The organism is Sedimentibacter sp. MB31-C6, from assembly GCF_035934735.1.
Taxonomy (GTDB): Bacteria; Bacillota; Clostridia; order Tissierellales; family Sedimentibacteraceae; genus Sedimentibacter.
This window is the reverse complement of the sequence record NZ_CP142396.1, coordinates 276,468-294,850: the sequence shown is the minus strand read 5'-3', so window position 1 is coordinate 294,850 and position 18,383 is coordinate 276,468. Positions and strand designations below refer to the sequence as shown.

The window sequence follows — 18,383 nt, the reverse complement described above, 5'->3', positions numbered from 1 at the left end:
TAATTTAATACGAGAGAGGAGAGTTACTATGCAAGTCGGTTTTATAATAATATTGATTATTGCAATTTTTGTTGCGATTTTTGCAATACAAAACGGTACTCCAGTAGAAGTAGATTTGTTTTTAGCTCAGTATGATATTCCGCTGGCAGTAATCATTATGGTATGCTTAATCCTTGGTGCAATTATAGTTTTGCTTCTTGGTACTTACAGACAATTTAGAAAATGTTCTGAAGTTAAAGAATTGAAGAATAAAATCAAGGTTTTAGAAAATGATAAAATTCTATTTGAAAATAACATAAAAACAATGGAATCTGATATTCTAACACTTAGAGAGAGTAATAATGAACTTGAGACAAAAGCTTTAAAACTAGAGGAAACAAACAATGTACATGTAGAAACAATTAAAAAATTAAATGACAAGTTACAAAATGCAAATGAAGAAACAGATAATAAAGACGAAGGTATTGATTTAAGTAATGAAAAAAGTGAAGTTGAAAGTGAATAATTTTGAACAAAAAGATGTAGACTTAGTTAGTAAAAAGTTTAAACTTACTGATATATCTTCAAGAGTTCTTTTAAATAGAAATTTGTGTAATGAAAATGAAATTAAGGAATTTTTGAATCCAGACTTCAAATATTTTGAAGATGCTGAGAATTATAAAGATGTACAAAAAGGCTGTAAGAGAATTTTAGAAGCTGTAAATAAAAGAGAAAGAATTTTAATTTACGGGGATTATGATGTTGATGGTGTTACTTCAATAAGTCAATTTGTTATTCTATTATCAAGGGCTGGTGCAGATATATCCTATTATGTGCCTGAAAGAGAAACTGAGGGATATGGCATCAGTTCTGAATTTATTCAAAAATTAAAAACAAATATAATAAATATAGATTTACTAATAACTGTTGATTGTGGTATTGCAGAAGTTGAAAAAATAAAAGAAATTACTGAACTTAATAAAGATGTAATAGTATTAGACCATCATCAATGTGGCGATATATTACCCTCAGCATTTGCCATTATAAATCCAAAACAAGAGAATTGTCCTTCTAAAAATAAGCAGTTATGCGCAGCAGGACTGTCTTTTAAATTTTTGAGGTATTTAAACAATTATTTGAAAATCAAGGATGTTGAGGATGTGTTATTAGAGCTTGCATGTCTTGGAACTGTTGCAGATATAGTTGAACTTAAAGGTGATAACAGAATTATAACTTATAATGGATTAAAGAAATTAAATGAAACTAAGATTATAGGTATAAAAAAATTAATTGAAATTTCAGGAATTAAGAGTAAAAAAATAGAATCCTATCATATAGGTTTTATTTTAGCTCCAAGAATTAATGCAGCTGGAAGAATGAGCTCAGCTAAAAAGGCTATAAAACTTATGCTTTCTCAGGACGAAAAAGAAGCAACATTATTAGCTGAAGAACTGGAAAAATTAAATGATTATAGAAAACAAACTGAGCAAGATATTTTTGAAGAAGCTGTAAGAAAAATTGAAGCAGATTTATTATACAAAAAAAATATCCTTGTAGTTTTTGGGACAAACTGGCATGAAGGAGTTCTTGGAATAGTATCTTCTAAATTGACTGAAAAATACGATAGACCATCTGTTGTTATTTCCGTTAAAGATGGAATAGGCAAGGGATCTGCAAGAAGTATGAATTATTTAAATATCTATGAAGCTTTTAAGTATGCAGATCAATATATAGTTAAATATGGTGGACACAAGTTGGCTGCAGGTTTAACAATTAAAGAAGAAAATATTAGCAAATTTGCATGCGAACTCAACAATTATATAGAAACGAACATATCAGAAGAAGATAAAGTTAAGGATATAGTAGTAGATACATTTATTGAATGTAAAGATATATCATATAAGCTATATAATGAAATAACAATGTTTGAACCATTTGGACATGGTAATCCTAAACCAGTTTTTGCTCTTAAAAAATCTAATATAAAAGATATTCGAAGGGTAGGAAAAAATCAAAATCATTTAAGTTTTAGACTATCAGATAAAAATAAAGAGTTACCTGTTATTGGTTTTAGTAAAATTAATATTTTAGAAAAAGTATTAACTAAGCCATCATCTTACATTGTTTCAATTGAAAATAATGAGTATAATGGTAAGAGTAACTTACAGTTAGTTTTATTAAATGTTGGAGAACCTGAAGATTTTGACTATATTGTAGATGAAAACAAAAATAAAATTTTGAATTCAATGATTAATAAATCGAAATCAAAAATAATTAAAACTGATATATTTTTACTTGTAGAAAAGTTAAATAAAATATATAATACAAAAACAACTGCTGAAGAAATTATGTGCATACTAAAGAAGAATGAAAATATTCAATATGTATTGAAAAATGATATATTGTATATTAAGAGATAATTTAAAAATAGCTATAAAGCGGAGGAATTATGGATCTAAAAGAGAAAATTCGAGTTATTGATGGATTTCCAACAGAAGGAATCAGTTTTAAGGATATAACTACATTGTTGAAGGATGCAGATGGATTAAAGGAAAGTATTAACCAAATGGCTGAAAAGTTTAAGGATGTAAAAGTGGATTTAGTTGTTGGACCCGAGTCAAGAGGGTTTATTTTTGCAACACCGTTAGCTTATTTATTAGGAACTGGTTTTGTACCTGTAAGAAAACCAGGTAAATTACCTGGAGATACAATAAAATATGAATACTCTTTAGAATATGGTTCGGATTCACTAGAAATTCATAAAGATTCTATAAAACCAGGACAGAAAGTATTAATTATCGACGACTTATTGGCTACAGGTGGTACAATGATAGCTGCAGCAAAGCTGGTAGAACAGCTTGGTGGTGTAGTAGCAGGTTTAGGTTTTTTAATTGAACTAGAAGAATTAAAAGGAAGAGACAAACTTGCAAATTATAGGGTAGAATCCCTAATTAAATACTAGAAACAATGTAGGGAGCGCATTTTATGCTCACCGTCTATATTTAAAAACATATAATTAAATTAACACAAAATATAGGTATTTTAATAGTAAGTGGTGAATTTATGCTAGGAAATATAATAAATCAAATAGAATCATATAGTCCAAATGTTGACATTGGAGTAGTAATAAAGGCATATAATTTTGCAGAAATGGCTCATTCTAATGCACAAATGAGGTTTTCAGGGGAGAGATATTTTACTCACCCTTATAATGTCGCGCTTATTTTAGCTGACTTACATGTTGATGTTCAGACTATAGCTGCTGGCTTATTACATGATGTAGTAGAAGATACTGGCATAACCTATGATGAGATAAAGAATGAATTCGGTGAAGAAATCGCAAATATGGTTGATGGTGTTACAAAGTTAAGTAAAGTTAAATATAGAAATAAAGAAGAACGCCAGGCTGAGTCTCTAAGAAAAATGATAATAGCCATGTCTAAAGATATTAGAGTTGTAATTATAAAACTTGCTGACCGCTTACACAATATTAGAACCCTTCAATATATGCCATCAGAAAAGCAAAAACAAAAAGCTATGGAAACGATAGAAATATATGCTCCTATAGCAAATCGCTTAGGTATGGCATCAATAAAATGGGAATTAGAAGATTTAAGTTTAAAATATCTTGATCCTGATGGATATAGAGATTTACAAAAGAAGGTTCAAGAAAAAAATGAGAAAAGAAAAGATTATATAAATCAAATTATATCAATAATTAATGGAAAGCTTGAAGAAGCAGATATTCATGGAGAAATTAAAGGTAGACCTAAAAGTTTATATAGCATATATAAAAAGATGTATTATAAAAAAAGATCCTTTGATCAAATATACGATTTAATTGCTGTAAGAATTATTGTTGATACTATAAAGGATTGCTATGGTGCTTTAGGTACAGTCCATACCCTATGGAAGCCAATACCAGGAAGGTTTAAAGATTATATTGCAATGCCTAAACCAAATATGTACCAGTCCCTTCATACAACTGTAATAGGACCTGATGGAGAACCTTTTGAAATACAAATTAGAACTTTGGATATGCATAGAACTGCTGAATATGGTATTGCTGCACATTGGAAATATAAAGAAGGAATTGATGATCAAACTAAATTTGAAGAAAAATTGAATTGGTTGAGGCAAATGCTTGAATGGCAGCAAGAAACTAATGATCCTCAAGAATTTATGGAATCATTGAAAATTGACTTATATACAGATGAAGTTTTTGTCTTTACTCCTAAGGGAGAAGTAATTAATTTGCCAATTAATTCAACACCTATAGATTTTGCTTATAGAGTTCATAGTGCTATTGGTAATAAATGTGTTGGAGCTAAAGTAAATGGAAGAATTGTACCGATAGATACAAAGTTGAAAAATGGTGATCAAGTAGAAGTATTAACTTCTCAATCTAGTATAGGTCCAAGCAGAGATTGGTTGAAAATTGTTGCAAGTAGTCAAGCGAAAGCTAAGATTAGAAAATTTTTTAAAGAAAAAGATAAAGAATTTAATATTGAAAAAGGTAAAGAATTAGTAGAAAGAGAAATCAAGAAACAAGGTTATGTTGTTTCAGATTTTTTAAAAGAAGAATGGTTAAAAACTGTTGCAGAAAAATACAACATGTATTCTATTAGTAATCTTTATGCTGCTGTAGGTAACGGTGGAATTACTGATATTCAAATAGTAAATAGATTAAAATTAATATATTTAGAAAAGAATAAGGATAAATTAGCACTTGAAAAACTTGAAAATATAGAGAAGAATTCAATAATATTAGAAAAACCTCTTTCTCAGAAAGAAAAGCACGCTTCAGGTGTAATAATAAAAGGAATAGATAATATAAAAGTTAAATTTTCAAAATGTTGCAGTCCAGTACCTGGAGATGCAATTGTTGGATATATAACAAGAGGTCGAGGAGTATCTATACACAGATCAGATTGTACAAATATACATGACTTAAGGGATTCTGAGGATCAAAGGTTTTTAGAAGTTGAATGGGATACAGGGAAAAAAGCTACATTTTTGATAGAAATACAAATAAAATCCATAGACAGACCAAATTTAATGCAAGATTTAACGGGTTTATATGGAGAAGCAAAATTAAATGCCGTTTCCTTGAATTTAAGGATAGGTAGAGACAAAATTGCTATAATAGACATAACTTTTGAAATAAATGAAACTAAAGAGATACAGGACTTAATTAAAAAAATCAAAAAACTTGACGGAGTTTTAGAAGTATACAGAAGTAAGAAATAAAAGATAAAATGATATATGTTAAAAAGTAGGTGGACAAATGAGAAGTGTAGTTCAACGTGTTAAAAGCGCAAAGGTCTCAGTAGATAGTAAAATAATTGGTAGTATAAACCATGGAATAATGCTTTTACTCGGCATTGAGAACAATGATGACTTAAAAGACGTAGAATATATGTGTGATAAAATTACAAATTTAAGAATATTTGAAGATGAAAATGGTAAAATGAATAAAAGTTTAATAGATGTTAAAGGTAGCATATTAATTGTATCTCAGTTTACATTGCTAGGAGATGCAAGAAAAGGCAGAAGACCTAGTTTTATTAATGCGGCTCAACCTGAATTAGCAATACCACTTTATGAGAACTTTATTCAAAATTTTAAAAATAATGGGATTAAAACAGAAACTGGTGAATTTGGAGCAGATATGCAAGTAGAATTAATAAATGATGGGCCTGTTACAATATTACTAGATAGCAAAAAATTATTTTAGGAGGATACTTATGATTTTTGAAGCAATGGCTGTTGGCTCATATTATGCAAATTGTTATATTGTTGGAAGTGATAAAACTAAAGAAGCAGCTATAATTGATCCGGGGGCAGAATTTGATAGAATTGATAAAAAAATTAATGAACTAGGATTAAATCCAAAGATGATTATATTAACTCATGCTCATGGAGATCATATTGGAGCAGTCGATGAATTAGTAGAAAAATACAATATACCTGTGTATGTACATGAAGAAGATGTGCAGACTTTAAATGATAGCAAATCTAATTTCTCAAAGGTTATGTTTGGAAAGAACTTATCTATAAATCCAGATGTAAAACTTAAAGACGGAGATAAAGTTGAAATGAGTGATTTGGAATTTGATATAATTCATACTCCTGGACATACTAAAGGTGGAATTTGTATTAAAGTAGATAATATAATGATGACTGGTGATACTCTCTTTAATAAATCAATTGGAAGAACTGATTTACCAGGTGGGTCATTCGATGAAATTATTAATTCAATTCAAGAAATAATATTTAAATACGATGATGATATAATATTGTATCCTGGACATAATTCACCTACAACTATAAAATCTGAAAAATTAGGGAACCCGTTTGTAAATTAAATATTTGTTATTGTATTAAAAAAATATATGATAAAGAAAGGATTATACAATGAAAAAAGTTACCATGTTTTATTTGCAGAATTGTCCTCATTGCAAGAAGGCATCACAAATTATTGAAGATTTAAAAAGCAACAATCCTAAATATGATAATATTATAATAGATAAAATTGAAGAGTCGCAAAATGTTCAAGTATGTGCAGAGTATGACTATTATTATGTACCTACATTTTATGTTGATAATGTAAAAATTCATGAAGGTGTGCCTAATGAAGAAAAAATTGAATCTGTACTAAAAGCAGCATTATAATATATAAAATCCTAAAGGCTTTAAGTAAGCCTTTTTTTTGCATAAATAACTTATGGATTATACTTAAAATTATTGTTATAATTAGAATAACTTTTTTAATGATAGGAGTACATATGATTAATTTTTATTTTGAAGGACACAATTTTGAATATGAAGTCAGAAATGCTCTACGAGTATTTGACTTAAATATAAAGTATAAAATAAGAGATACTAGCGAAATAAGTGAAAATACAGGGCTAGGATTGTTTACTATCATTGAAAAACAAAATGATGACTTTGTTGGAAAAGCTAAATTATATAAAGATAATGAGGAGTTGTTCAAAATTGAAATAAAAGGTAAAGATATAATACTGGAAAAAGAAAATGAGAAGAAACTTAAAAAAATAGTAGTTGTTAAATCTGTACATAATGTATTTAAAAATTATTATAAGATAACTCCAGAATATGGATTATTGATTGGAGTAAGGCCAGTAAAAATTTTATTTGTCGCGAAAAATTCTGGCAAAAGTAAAGCTGAAATTAATAGAATATTAAAAGATACATACGAAGTTTCTTTAGATAAAATAAAGCTTTTGTGGGATGTATTAGAAATCGAAGAGAAATACATTAAAAAAGAATATAGGAATAAAAATTATAACTTGTATATAGGTGTACCATTTTGTCCTACAAAATGTAGTTACTGTTCATTTACTTCTTATATAAATAAAGAAGGTAGTATTGAAAAATATTTAAAAACTTTAAAATACGAAATTGAAAAATCAATTCAACTAGCCTTAGAAAAAAACTTAAAATTAAATTCAATATATATAGGTGGAGGAACTCCTTCTATTTTAAATGAAAAACAAATTAATATGATATTTGATTCAATTAGAAAATATTATGATTTATCATCAATTAAAGAAATATCATTTGAAGCTGGAAGACCAGATACAATTGATGAAAATATGCTTTATTGTTTAAAAAAGAATTATGTAAATAGAATTAGTATAAATCCTCAAACAATGAAACAAAGTACTTTGGATATAATAGGTAGAAAACATAGTGTGAAAGATATAAAAGATAAATACTTATTAGCTAGGAAAATAAAATTCAACTCTATAAATATGGATATAATATTAGGATTGCCAAATGAAGATGAAAATGAAGTTAATCATACTATCAATGAAATTATTAAACTTAAACCTGATAATATAACTGTTCATGCTTTAGCTTATAAGAGAAATTCTCTACTTACAAAACAAAGCTTACAGTATTCTAAAGAATATAATTTACTTAAAAATATGCAAAAAATAGTTGAGGAAAGGTGCTTAGAAAATAATTATAAACCATATTATATGTATAGGCAAAAAAATATAAAAGGAAATTTAGAAAATGTAGGTTTTGCAATTAAAAATAAAGAATGCATTTATAATATGATAATAATTGAAGAAAATGAAACAATACTTGCTTGCGGAGCTGGAGCTTCAAGTAAAATTATGGTTAATAATGACAGGCATAAACCAATACATAATTTTAAAGGTTTAGATGACTACAATAATCGAATTGACGAAATAATAGAAAAAAAGATTGATTTAATAAGAGAAATACCTAGTTAGATAATGTATATTATGAAAATTTCACATTGACAACAGAAGGTAGTTTCGTTAATATAAAATAGTATTAGAATTATGATATGGAGAGTTGTCCGAGAGGTTTAAGGTGCGGCTCTCGAAAAGCCGTGTTGGTTAATACCCGACCCAGGGTTCGAATCCCTGACTCTCCGTTGTTTTCATGTAAAATTCTAGTTTCTTTTATTTAATTTTCCTTGTAGTTTACTACCTAATAATACAGTTACAATAGCTTTTATTGTATCACCAGGAATAAACATTAACATTCCTAATTTTAAAATTTGATTAATATGTAGATTACTGGACAACATTATATTTAGTATATAATACATATAGGGAATTCCAATAGCATATATAATTAAAGTTCCAATAATAACAGCTATATACATATTTGTAGTAGAATCTGATTTTTTTTCTGTAATTTTGCCAACACAATAAGCAGCTAAAACAGATCCAATTAAAAAACCAAAGCTTGGTTTAGTTATAGTTTGTAGTCCACCAGAGAATCCTGCAAATATTGGAAGACCAACTAAACCTAATAGTATGTATGCTATTTGAGAGAACATAGCTTTCCTTGATCCTAAAATAATACCAGATAACAAAACAAAAAAAGTTTGTAAAGTTATGGGTACAGGCCCTACTGGAATGCTTATAAAAGCTCCAATTGCTGTTAAAGCAGTAAATATACCTGTTTGTGTTATATCATTAATACTTAATTTCATTGTCGTTTCCCCTTAAATTAAATTTCTTGTGTTTTATATTTCATTTCGTTTTTCTAATTGATACTTCTCCTGATTTTAAAATTATTTGTTGTCCATCATTTTGAGATACTATTAAGCCTCCATTTTCATCAATATCTTGGGCATACCCTTCAATCCACTTATTATTTTTTTTATAAAATATATTTTCCCCCAATATCATTGAACGTTCTTTATAAATTTTTAGGAATTTTTTTTCTTCTAACTTTTCACAAGTAGATAAGACATTATTAATTATTTCAGCAGTTAATTTATTCCTTATAGCAAAATTATCATTATCTTGTAAAATCGATCCAGCTATTTCTTGTAATTCATTTGGAAAAGTTTTATTTTCTGTTTTTACATTTAATCCTATACCAATTACAATACTATCTATCGTACCACTTTCAAAATCCGTAACAGCTTCTGTGAGGATTCCGCATATTTTTTTATTTTCAATATAAATATCGTTAACCCACTTTATTTGAGGTTTTTTTTCTGTAAATTTATCTATAGCAAGACACACAGCTACAGCTGCTGCTGTTGTTATCAGAACAGAATTAGAAATATTCAAATTAGGTTTTAAAATAATACTCATATATATGCCAGTATTTGGTGGTGAAAAAAATTTTCTTCCAAACCTTCCACGTCCATTTGTTTGTTCTTCAGAAATAACAACAGTCCCATGAATACCTTTTTGTATTATTTCTGCTTTTGCTTCAGTATTAGTAGAAGACAATGATTTATAAACAGAAATAGGAATATTCTTAAACTTTTCACATAAAAATAATCTTATACCTTCAGAAGATATAACATCTGAGGTATATGATAATGAATACCCCTTGTTTGATGCAGCATTAATTAAGTAACCCTCTTGTTGTAGTGATTTAATGGCCTTCCAAATTGCTGTTCTTGAAACGCATAATATATTAGCTAATTCTTGACCAGAGATGTTTTTACCTTTGTTTTCTTCTAAAATATGTAAAACTTCATTTTTAACAGTCAATTTAAACTCACCTCCATTCTAAAAGTATTATATAGAAACTTAACTTAATTGTCAACCAAAATATTATAATAGTTAACAATACAAAATACAAATTTAAAAGGTATTAATTTTAACATTATGATATATTAATTTTTACTTGCAACAAAATAAAACATAATTATATGATATAATAAATAGGTTGTGGATAATCAGTCCGACAATTTGTGATATAATTATTTAATATTGAAATTAATAAATCAAGGAGAAAATCATGTTAGAAGTATTAAAATTGGAACATGTTAATAAAAGATTTGGACAGAAAGAAGTATTAAAAGATATTAACTTTAGTGTAAATAGCGGTGAGATTATTGGCTATATTGGTTCTAATGGTGCAGGAAAGAGTACTACAATTAAGCTAATACTTGGATTAATAGATGAATATGATGGAGAAATATACGTTTTTGGAGAAAATATTAAAGGTCAGATTGATTATAAAAGAAGAATTGGATATGTTCCAGAAATATCTGATATGTATGATAATTTAACTGCATTTGAATATATTAGCTTTATTGGAATGATATATGGAATCGGTTCTCACAATGCAGTGTTAAAAGGCAAGGAAATGATGAGTATTTTTGGGATAGAGGACGCTATCGATGGAAGAATTCATACTTTTTCTAAAGGTATGAGACAAAAACTTTCAATTATAACTGGAATGCTTCATAATCCTGATATTTTATTTTTAGATGAACCTTTAGGTGGTATTGATGCAAATACTGTTTTAGTTTTTAAAGAAATTATGCAAAGCTTAAAAAAGGTGGGTAAAACGATATTCTACTCATCACATATTTTAGAAGTTGTAGAAAAATTAAGTGACAGGATTTTGCTACTTAATGAAGGCGAAATCGTTATTGACGGAACAATGAAAGAAGTAATGAAAAAGCAAACAGATTCATCCTTAGAGTCGATATTTAATGACGTAACAGGCTTTTATGACCATGAAGAGCTTGCAAATAAATTTGTATCTGTATTTATGAGCTAAGGGGTGAAAATATGGAATTCTTATCTTTGAAAATACTTGACAAATTTCAAAAGGTATTTGAAATTTGCGGTATTGATTATGAAATAATGCGTATGATTTTAAATACTAAACTTACATTAGACAACAGAAGAGCACCTGTAATTGCAAATCAAAATAAAAAAAATGAATCAGAGCAAACTTCTCTGATTAAAAGATATTTAATGCATCTTTTGTTTGGATTAATGTTAGCATTTTTTATTTATTTTATTGAAGACGAAATGATTCGTATGACTTATTTTTCCGGAGCATTTTTCTTTATGACAACTATGTATTTAATTTCTGACTTTTCTTTTGTTTTATTAGATACAAAGGATAAAAATATTTTATTGACCAAACCTATTAATAGTAAGGTAGTATCTTTATCTAAGGTATTACATATTTTGATATATATGTTTCGTCTTAATGCTTTTATAGCAGGACCATCTCTTGTTGCAATAGTAATGACTAACGGGCTATTAGCTATTCCAATTTTTTTGATAGAAATACTTTTGATGGATTTGCTTATATTTTTGTTAACTGCATTTATATATCTTTTGATATTGAGATTTTTCGACGGGGAGTTATTAAGGAACATTATTAATTTAATTCAAATTCTTTTGACTATATTAGTTACTATAGGTTATCAAATAGCCATTCGTATGATAGATTTTTCAACATTGGAAAATATTGCGTATAAATTTGAAATACATAATTATTTTAATCCAATTTTATGGTTTGGCGCACCTTTTGAAATAATATTCAATAAAGGAAGAGAAATTCACTTTTTTGTTTTTACAGTATTGTTAATTGCAGTACCTTTGATATGCTTTATAATATACTTAAAACTCAGCAAAAAAATGGAATCCCTATTATTGAAATTAGAATCAGAAGGAAGAGAAAAACCTTCAAAACACAGAATTGAAGTATTAATAGGGAAATTAATAAATAGGAATGAAACTGTAAAACAATCATATCACTTTACTAATGCTGTTTTACGAAGTGACAGAAGTTTAAAATTAAAAGTATATCCCTCCCTTTCGATGGGTATTCTTCTTCCAGTTTTAATGATTTTTAATATGGGTATGAGAGGTTCTGGTTATGAGGCAAGTGGATTTGAAAGTTTTTTTCTTTATTTTAACTTTATTGCTTTTCCACCTGTGTTAGATTTAGTACAATATTCGACTGCTTGGAAAGGCTCTTTTGTATATGCAATATCAGGATTTGATAATATAAAAGAATTATATAAGGGTGTTTTAAAATCAATTGCTACTCGATTGTTAATACCTTTATTAATTTTTAATGGTATTATATATATAGTTCTTTTTAAGGAAAAATTCATTATTGATATAATTACCATAATGTTAGTAAGTATAGTTATTCTTCCGATTATTGGAAAAATATATTTTACTGAATTTCCATTTTCATTGCCAATAAATGAGTCTAATCAAAGTAAATCGATAGATAAATATTTTATGTCATTAGGGGTAGCAGCATGTTTTTTAATCCTCCATATTATTTCTCATAAAATACCTATGGGAAATTGGATTTATATCGGAATGCTGATTATATGTATTCCTTTAAGTTGGAAGTTTGCAGTACCGAAAAGATTATTTATTAAAAAATAATTATAATATTAATAAGTTCAGTGCCAGGTACTGAACTTATTTTATTTTGAGCTGATAGTATATTTTTTAAAGAACTTAAGGAATGTTCAAAGAGAATTTATGACATTCCTAAGTTTATTTACTATGCCATTGGCTATGCTATAGAAAGCATTTTAGTTAAAACTAAAGTTGGAATTCAAAGCTTTATACCTAAAAACATTAAATCACAACAATTTGATATCTTCAACTACTTTAAATTAGTGGCTTCATAAGTTTTTAAAAATTGAAAATGGGGAAACTTAAATTATTTTATATATTGAATGTTTATTAAATATAATATATACTAATTATGTATAAAAAAATTCATATAAAAATATGAGGTAATTATGAAAAAGTATGTGATTATTCTAACTGTTCTCATAATATCAGCTTTTTTACTTTCCAATATAAATAATTTATTCTCAAATGCTCATGAAAAAAAAACCAAAATTTATAAAATTGGTGTTTTGACTTTTATTGAAAGCAGATTGGATAAGGTTGAAGGAATGCGTGAAGGATTAAAAAAGTATGGTCTATATGAGGAAGATGTAGAAATCATTATAAAAAATGCAAATGAAAATCTTGATGACTTGGAGAGGATGGCTAAGGAATTAGTAGATGAAAAAGTTGATGTAATAGTACCATTAGGTATTGATGAAACAACAGCTGCAAAAAAGGTTACCCAAGATTCACAAACTCCTGTTGCATTCATAGGTGTTGCATGCACTGTAGGGTTAGGATTTGTGGAGGATCGTATTTCTCCAGCATGTAATCTTACCGGAATAGACAGTTATTATGTGCAACTGTCTGGTAAAAGAATTGAATTTTTAAAAAGATTAGTTCCAAGTGTTAAAAAGGTATTGGTTTTGTATAATCCAAAAAATATGCCAATAGATGCAAGTATTGAATATTTATATGATGCAGCTGACATATATAATGTTGAATTAGATATAATTCCCGTTACTGAGGAAAGTGAAATTTTTAGTATTTTAAATGAAAAAAGCAAGTCAACAGACGGAGTAATGCTAATGTGTAGTTTATTATTTAATTCGGTAATAGAAGAAATAATAGATATTACAATAGAAAATAAATTGCCTCTCATAGCTGTTTCCAACAAACACGTTCAAAAAGGAGCATTAGCTTTTTACGGAGGAACCAATTACAATGAAGGAATTCAGGCTGCAAGAATTGTGGTAAATATTTTAAAGGGACAAGACCCCGAAATCATACCTATTGAATCTCCAGAAAAATTAGAATTGTATGTTAATGTTGATACTGCAAAAAAGATAGGCGTAGATATTAAGGCTTCTGAAATGCCTTATGTAGATCATTTTATATATCAGTGAAAGGTGTTACTATGGACAAATGGACAAATATAGAGTGGTATAACAGCATAAAAATAAGATTAATAGCCATGATAGCTGTTATTTCCATTGTTCCTATAATACTATTCGGCTTATACAACATGGAAATGCTAAAAAAAGAAATACAAAAATCTATTCATCAACATCATGCTTTGGCAGCCTCGAGAGTATCTCATACGGTTACAGATTTGATTGTTACTTTGCAAACTGCATTAGATACTGTTTCTTTAACCAATTCGGAATTTTTCCTTTCTAATAATGAAAATAAAAAGGAAGAATTTATGTATGGAGTATTAAAAAATTTTCCTCATTTAGAGGAATTGATAATTATATCTTATCAGGGTCAAGAAACAGCAAAAGTATCAAAACGTTATGCTTATTCCGATAAGGACCTTAATAAGGTAGCAGAACCCCAACTTTTAGCATTGCAAAATGGAGAATTATATATAGACAACGCTGAAGTTGATAATAATAACCAGGTTGTTTTTGATTGTTATGTACCTATATCATATTTAAACAGGGAGTTTGCCGGAGGATTTATAGGGAAAATCAGCTTAAGAAAGGTTATGGAGGAAATGTCATCCTTAGAACTTCCTAATGGAAGTTACATTATGCTGGTTGATAGGGAAGGAAACTTGATAGGACACACTGATTATAGCCAGGTATTGAGACAGCAGGATGTTTTAGGCAGTGAAAGTGTACAAAATTTATTAAAAGATTCTGATGCGAGTATTTACGATAATTTCAAATCAATAACTTATAAGTCTTATACAGGAGAAGAGGTTTTAGGCGTTTATGGATTAATTCCAACGGTGGGTTGGGGGGTTGTTGTTGAACAGCCTCTATCAAATGCATATTCAGCTCTTTGGACAATGATGTTCAGACTGACAATTGTATTATTTATTATTATTGTTATAATTATTGTACTGATAGCATTTATTGTTTCCATGGTAATCAGGCCTGTAAAGGAATTGTCAAAAGGAGTATCCTCAGTACAAAACGGAAACTTAAATTATCAAATTCCTTATCGTTCTAAGGATGAACTAGGTCTTGTTATAGAAGCATTTAATATAATGATTAATGAAATTAAAATAAAAAGAGAAAATGAAAAGGTAGCACTCATAGCTGAAAAAAGAGCTTCAGTGGGATTGTTGGCTTCAGGAGTTGCCCATGAGATTAATAATCCTATGAATATCTTAGGATTTTATGCAGATGATTTATTGGAGTTAATGGAAACCAAGGATGTAAATGAACTTAAAACTTCAGGTGTGTTTAAGGATTATTTGCTTAATATAAGGGAACAAATAAAAAGGTGCACAGATATAGTTCAAAGCTTATTAACTTTTTCAAGAGAAGTTGAGCCAAGGATAAAGAATGTTTATATACCTGATGTAATAAATATAGTTTTAAAATTAGTCAAATATCCAATTAGTAAACAAAATATAGAATTAGAGCTTTCTTGGGATGAATCCGTACCCTGTGTATTGGCAGATGAATCCCAGATGCAGCAGGTTATATTGAATTTAGCAACAAATTCATTGCATGCAATGCCTAATGGAGGCAAATTAACAATTAAGCTATATCAAAACAATGATATGGTATGCATTGAAATTATAGATACAGGAACAGGAATCAATGAGGAAGATTTCAAACATATTTATGACCCCTTTTTCACAACCAAGCCTCTTGGCAACGGCACAGGACTGGGCCTTCCTATTATTCAAACAATTGTAGAAAGGTACGGAGGATATATCTATTTAAAAAATAATGATGAAAAAGGTGTGAAAGCAAAAGTTTGTATACCCACATCAAAGAGGTGATGACAAGTGGAACAGTATAGAATTTTATTGGTAGATGATGAAGAAAAATTCACTGAAATATTGCAGCAAAGGCTTAGTAGAAAAAATTATATTGTTGAAACAGCCAATTCCGGCTTAGCAGCCTTAAAAATAATAGAAAACTCAGAATTTGATGCAGGTTTGTTTGATATTAAAATGAATGGAATGGATGGATTGGAACTTTTAGTAGAAACAAAGAAGTTTCAGCCAAACATGGAAGTAATTATGCTTACAGGTTATGCGGATGTAGATTCTGCAATTAAGGCTATGAAAAACGGAGCCTATGATTACCTTACTAAGCCCATAAAACCGGTTGAATTGGAATTGGTTTTGGGAAAAGCATTAGAAAAAAAGAAGCTTAAAGAATATAACAGTAATCTAATTGAAACAATTCAAAGAACCAGCGGTAGACCCAATATAGTTGGGGTGAGCGAGCCTATTGTCAATTTAAAACATGGAATTGAAAAGGTTGCTGATAGTACATTACCTGTTCTTATTTTGGGAGAAAGCGGAACAGGCAAGGAGTTGGTAGCAAGTTCTCTTCATTATAACAGCTGCCGTGCTCAGCACCCGTTTATCCCTATAAATGCCAGCGCAATTCCTAGCCAGTTGTTGGAAAGTGAATTGTTTGGTTATGTAAAGGGGGCATTCACTGGAGCCGGTGCTGATAAAAAAGGTTTATTGGAATTAGCAAATGAAGGAACTTTGTTTTTAGACGAAATAGGAGATATGGATGTTTTTCTGCAGGTTAAACTTCTTAGATTTTTAGATACGGGAGAAATAAGGCCCGTAGGTGGAACAACTACAAAGAAAATCAATGTAAGAGTTGTAACTGCCACAAATGTAGACTTAGAGCAGGCTATAGAAGACGGAAGCTTCAGAGAAGATTTTTATTATAGGCTAAGTGTTATAAAACTAGAAGTACCTCCTCTTAGAGACAGAGAAAAAGACAAATTGTATTTGGCAGAGCATTTTTTAAGACAAAGCAATTCAAATAAAAAATTAAGCAAGGAAGCTGAAGGATTTTTATTAAATTATAAATTTCCGGGAAATGTTAGGGAATTGGCAAATTTAATAGAAAGAGGAATATTGTTTTCAAAGGGTGAAGAAATAATGTCACCTGATTTTTTCTCAGGAGAAATTAGCAATAAAAATAATGTAAAAAGCTTATCTTTAGAGGATATGGAAAAAGAGCATATTGAACAGGTTCTTGTTAGAACAGGTTGGAATAAAACCGAAGCTGCTAAGATATTGAAAATAGGGTTAAGAACTCTTTATAGAAAAATAGCTGAATATGATATACACAACTAACATGTCATTGTGACATAGCGTTTGACATTTTGACATGAGAAGGTAGGGGCATACATCTTCTCTCTTTATGGTTAACAGTAACAAAAAATACAAAATCTAAATTTAGATATTGTATTTTTTTTGTCTATATTACAAACAAATTTGTCAAAATGGCGTAAAAAAATTCTCTATATTTAAAAAAAGTAATACTAAAGGACTTAAATATGAAAAAAATTAATTCATGAAAAATAATTAGGAATAATTATACGTTGAAAATTAGCCATATTAGAGTCAAAAATAAATAAAAGTAATACAGAATGAGAACTATTGGCATATAAATTGCTTTGTTAATTTAGTGACAAAAATACTTTTTTAAAAAATAGAGGTGATAATCAATATGAAAAGAAGAACTTTTTTGAAAGTATTAGGAAGCGCCGGAGCTTTATCTCTTACGGGATTAAGCATAGGCTGTGATAAAAAGACAGCAGTAGTGGAAGAAGAAACTCCGGTTCCAGAAAGTTTTCCTGATGCAAAAGAATTTGGAGGCAAAAAGCCTGAGGCTGTAATTGATTTGGCAACAGGTGAAGTAAAGTTTGAACCTTCAATCTTAATGAGAAACAGTGCATGCTTGGGATGTTATACTTCCTGTGGTAATCGTGTTAAAATCGATAAGTCCACAGGTAAAATCCTGAGAGTGTACGGAAATCCATATAACCCAAACAACGCAGAGCCTCATCTAAGCATGAAGGATCCGTTGACTGCAGGGTATTTAGCTTTTAGTACTTATAAGAACAACGGCAATCTCCATAGGGGTACATTATGTGCAAGAGGTAATGCAACATTGGAAAGCTATTATGATCCAATGCGTATAACAGTTCCATTAAAAAGAACTGATAAACGTGGAGAAGGTAAATGGAAACCTATTTCATGGAAAGAATTAATTGATGAAACTGTTGAAGGTGGAAATCTTTTCGGTGATATAGGAGAAGATTATGCAATTGATGGGTTTAGAAAAGTAAGAGACAACCAAACACTTATTGACCCTGAGAGACCTGATTTAGGTGCGGTTTCAAACCAATTGGTTATGAACGGTGGTCGTGGAGACGGAAGAAGTATATCAGGAAGATTCTCGGGAGCATTCGGAACCGTTAATAATTACGGTCACGGCTATTCCTGAGGTGGCTCTAAAGTACCTGCGGAGCAGG

The 18,383-nt window shown here is 29.0% G+C and carries 16 protein-coding genes and 1 tRNA gene; 15 read left to right on the top strand and 2 right to left on the bottom strand.

Annotated features, from left to right (window positions below; translation table 11 throughout):
• The first annotated feature begins 28 nt into the window (after nt 1-28).
• From U8307_RS01470 to U8307_RS01430, 9 genes are all read left to right on the top strand, one after another.
• Entirely contained in the window at nt 29-505 is a 477-nt protein-coding gene (locus tag U8307_RS01470) for a LapA family protein (RefSeq protein ID WP_326909560.1), read from the top strand.
• A complete protein-coding gene (gene recJ, locus U8307_RS01465) occupies nt 477-2,399 on the top strand; it encodes a single-stranded-DNA-specific exonuclease RecJ (protein ID WP_326909558.1) in 1,923 nt (640 codons plus the stop codon). Before U8307_RS01470 ends, recJ begins: the two co-directional genes overlap by 29 nt.
• Before the next feature lie 29 nt (nt 2,400-2,428).
• Nucleotides 2,429-2,941, top strand: a complete 513-nt coding sequence (locus tag U8307_RS01460; RefSeq protein ID WP_326909556.1) for an adenine phosphoribosyltransferase — start codon at nt 2,429-2,431, stop codon at nt 2,939-2,941.
• A 101-nt stretch (nt 2,942-3,042) separates the two neighbouring features.
• Nucleotides 3,043-5,229, top strand: a complete 2,187-nt coding sequence (locus U8307_RS01455; RefSeq protein ID WP_326909554.1) for a RelA/SpoT family protein — start codon at nt 3,043-3,045, stop codon at nt 5,227-5,229.
• 37 nt (nt 5,230-5,266) lie between these two features.
• Complete coding sequence (gene dtd / locus U8307_RS01450; RefSeq protein ID WP_326909552.1) at nt 5,267-5,716, top strand: D-aminoacyl-tRNA deacylase; 450 nt, start codon at nt 5,267-5,269, stop codon at nt 5,714-5,716.
• Between the two features lie 10 nt (nt 5,717-5,726).
• Entirely contained in the window at nt 5,727-6,347 is a 621-nt protein-coding gene (locus tag U8307_RS01445) for an MBL fold metallo-hydrolase (RefSeq protein ID WP_326909550.1), read from the top strand.
• 49 nt (nt 6,348-6,396) lie between these two features.
• Nucleotides 6,397-6,654, top strand: a complete 258-nt coding sequence (locus U8307_RS01440) for a glutaredoxin family protein (protein WP_326909548.1) — start codon at nt 6,397-6,399, stop codon at nt 6,652-6,654.
• Nucleotides 6,655-6,767: 113 nt separating this feature from the next.
• On the top strand, nt 6,768-8,249 hold the full coding sequence (gene hemZ / locus U8307_RS01435) for a coproporphyrinogen dehydrogenase HemZ (RefSeq protein ID WP_326909546.1): 1,482 nt from the start codon (nt 6,768-6,770) through the stop codon (nt 8,247-8,249).
• 79 nt (nt 8,250-8,328) lie between these two features.
• Nucleotides 8,329-8,416, top strand: a tRNA-Ser gene (locus tag U8307_RS01430).
• An 18-nt stretch (nt 8,417-8,434) separates the two neighbouring features.
• On the opposite strand, the gene U8307_RS01425 is transcribed toward U8307_RS01430, so the two are convergent.
• Complete coding sequence (locus U8307_RS01425) at nt 8,435-8,983, bottom strand: biotin transporter BioY (RefSeq protein WP_326909544.1); 549 nt, start codon at nt 8,981-8,983, stop codon at nt 8,435-8,437.
• A 40-nt stretch (nt 8,984-9,023) separates the two neighbouring features.
• A complete protein-coding gene (locus U8307_RS01420; RefSeq protein WP_326909542.1) occupies nt 9,024-10,004 on the bottom strand; it encodes a biotin--[acetyl-CoA-carboxylase] ligase in 981 nt (326 codons plus the stop codon).
• Between the two features lie 250 nt (nt 10,005-10,254).
• Here U8307_RS01420 and U8307_RS01415 point away from each other — a divergent pair, with 250 nt between their 5' ends.
• The 6 genes from U8307_RS01415 to U8307_RS01390 all read left to right on the top strand — a co-directional run bounded on the left by U8307_RS01415 (nt 10,255) and on the right by U8307_RS01390 (nt 18,355).
• A complete protein-coding gene (locus U8307_RS01415) occupies nt 10,255-11,025 on the top strand; it encodes an ABC transporter ATP-binding protein (RefSeq protein WP_326909540.1) in 771 nt (256 codons plus the stop codon).
• Between the two features lie 11 nt (nt 11,026-11,036).
• On the top strand, nt 11,037-12,668 hold the full coding sequence (locus U8307_RS01410) for a hypothetical protein (RefSeq protein WP_326909538.1): 1,632 nt from the start codon (nt 11,037-11,039) through the stop codon (nt 12,666-12,668).
• A 365-nt stretch (nt 12,669-13,033) separates the two neighbouring features.
• Nucleotides 13,034-14,032, top strand: a complete 999-nt coding sequence (locus U8307_RS01405; protein WP_326909536.1) for an ABC transporter substrate-binding protein — start codon at nt 13,034-13,036, stop codon at nt 14,030-14,032.
• A gap of 11 nt (nt 14,033-14,043) precedes the next feature.
• The gene (locus tag U8307_RS01400) at nt 14,044-15,870 is read left to right on the top strand and encodes a sensor histidine kinase (protein WP_326909534.1); all 1,827 of its coding nucleotides are present in this window, start codon (nt 14,044-14,046) and stop codon (nt 15,868-15,870) included.
• Between the two features lie 6 nt (nt 15,871-15,876).
• The gene (locus U8307_RS01395; RefSeq protein WP_326909533.1) at nt 15,877-17,199 is read left to right on the top strand and encodes a sigma-54-dependent transcriptional regulator; all 1,323 of its coding nucleotides are present in this window, start codon (nt 15,877-15,879) and stop codon (nt 17,197-17,199) included.
• A 376-nt stretch (nt 17,200-17,575) separates the two neighbouring features.
• Nucleotides 17,576-18,355 carry a hypothetical protein gene (locus U8307_RS01390; protein ID WP_326909531.1) on the top strand — a complete coding sequence of 260 codons (780 nt, stop codon included), beginning with the start codon at nt 17,576-17,578 and terminating at the stop codon, nt 18,353-18,355.
• Nucleotides 18,356-18,383 lie beyond the last annotated feature (28 nt).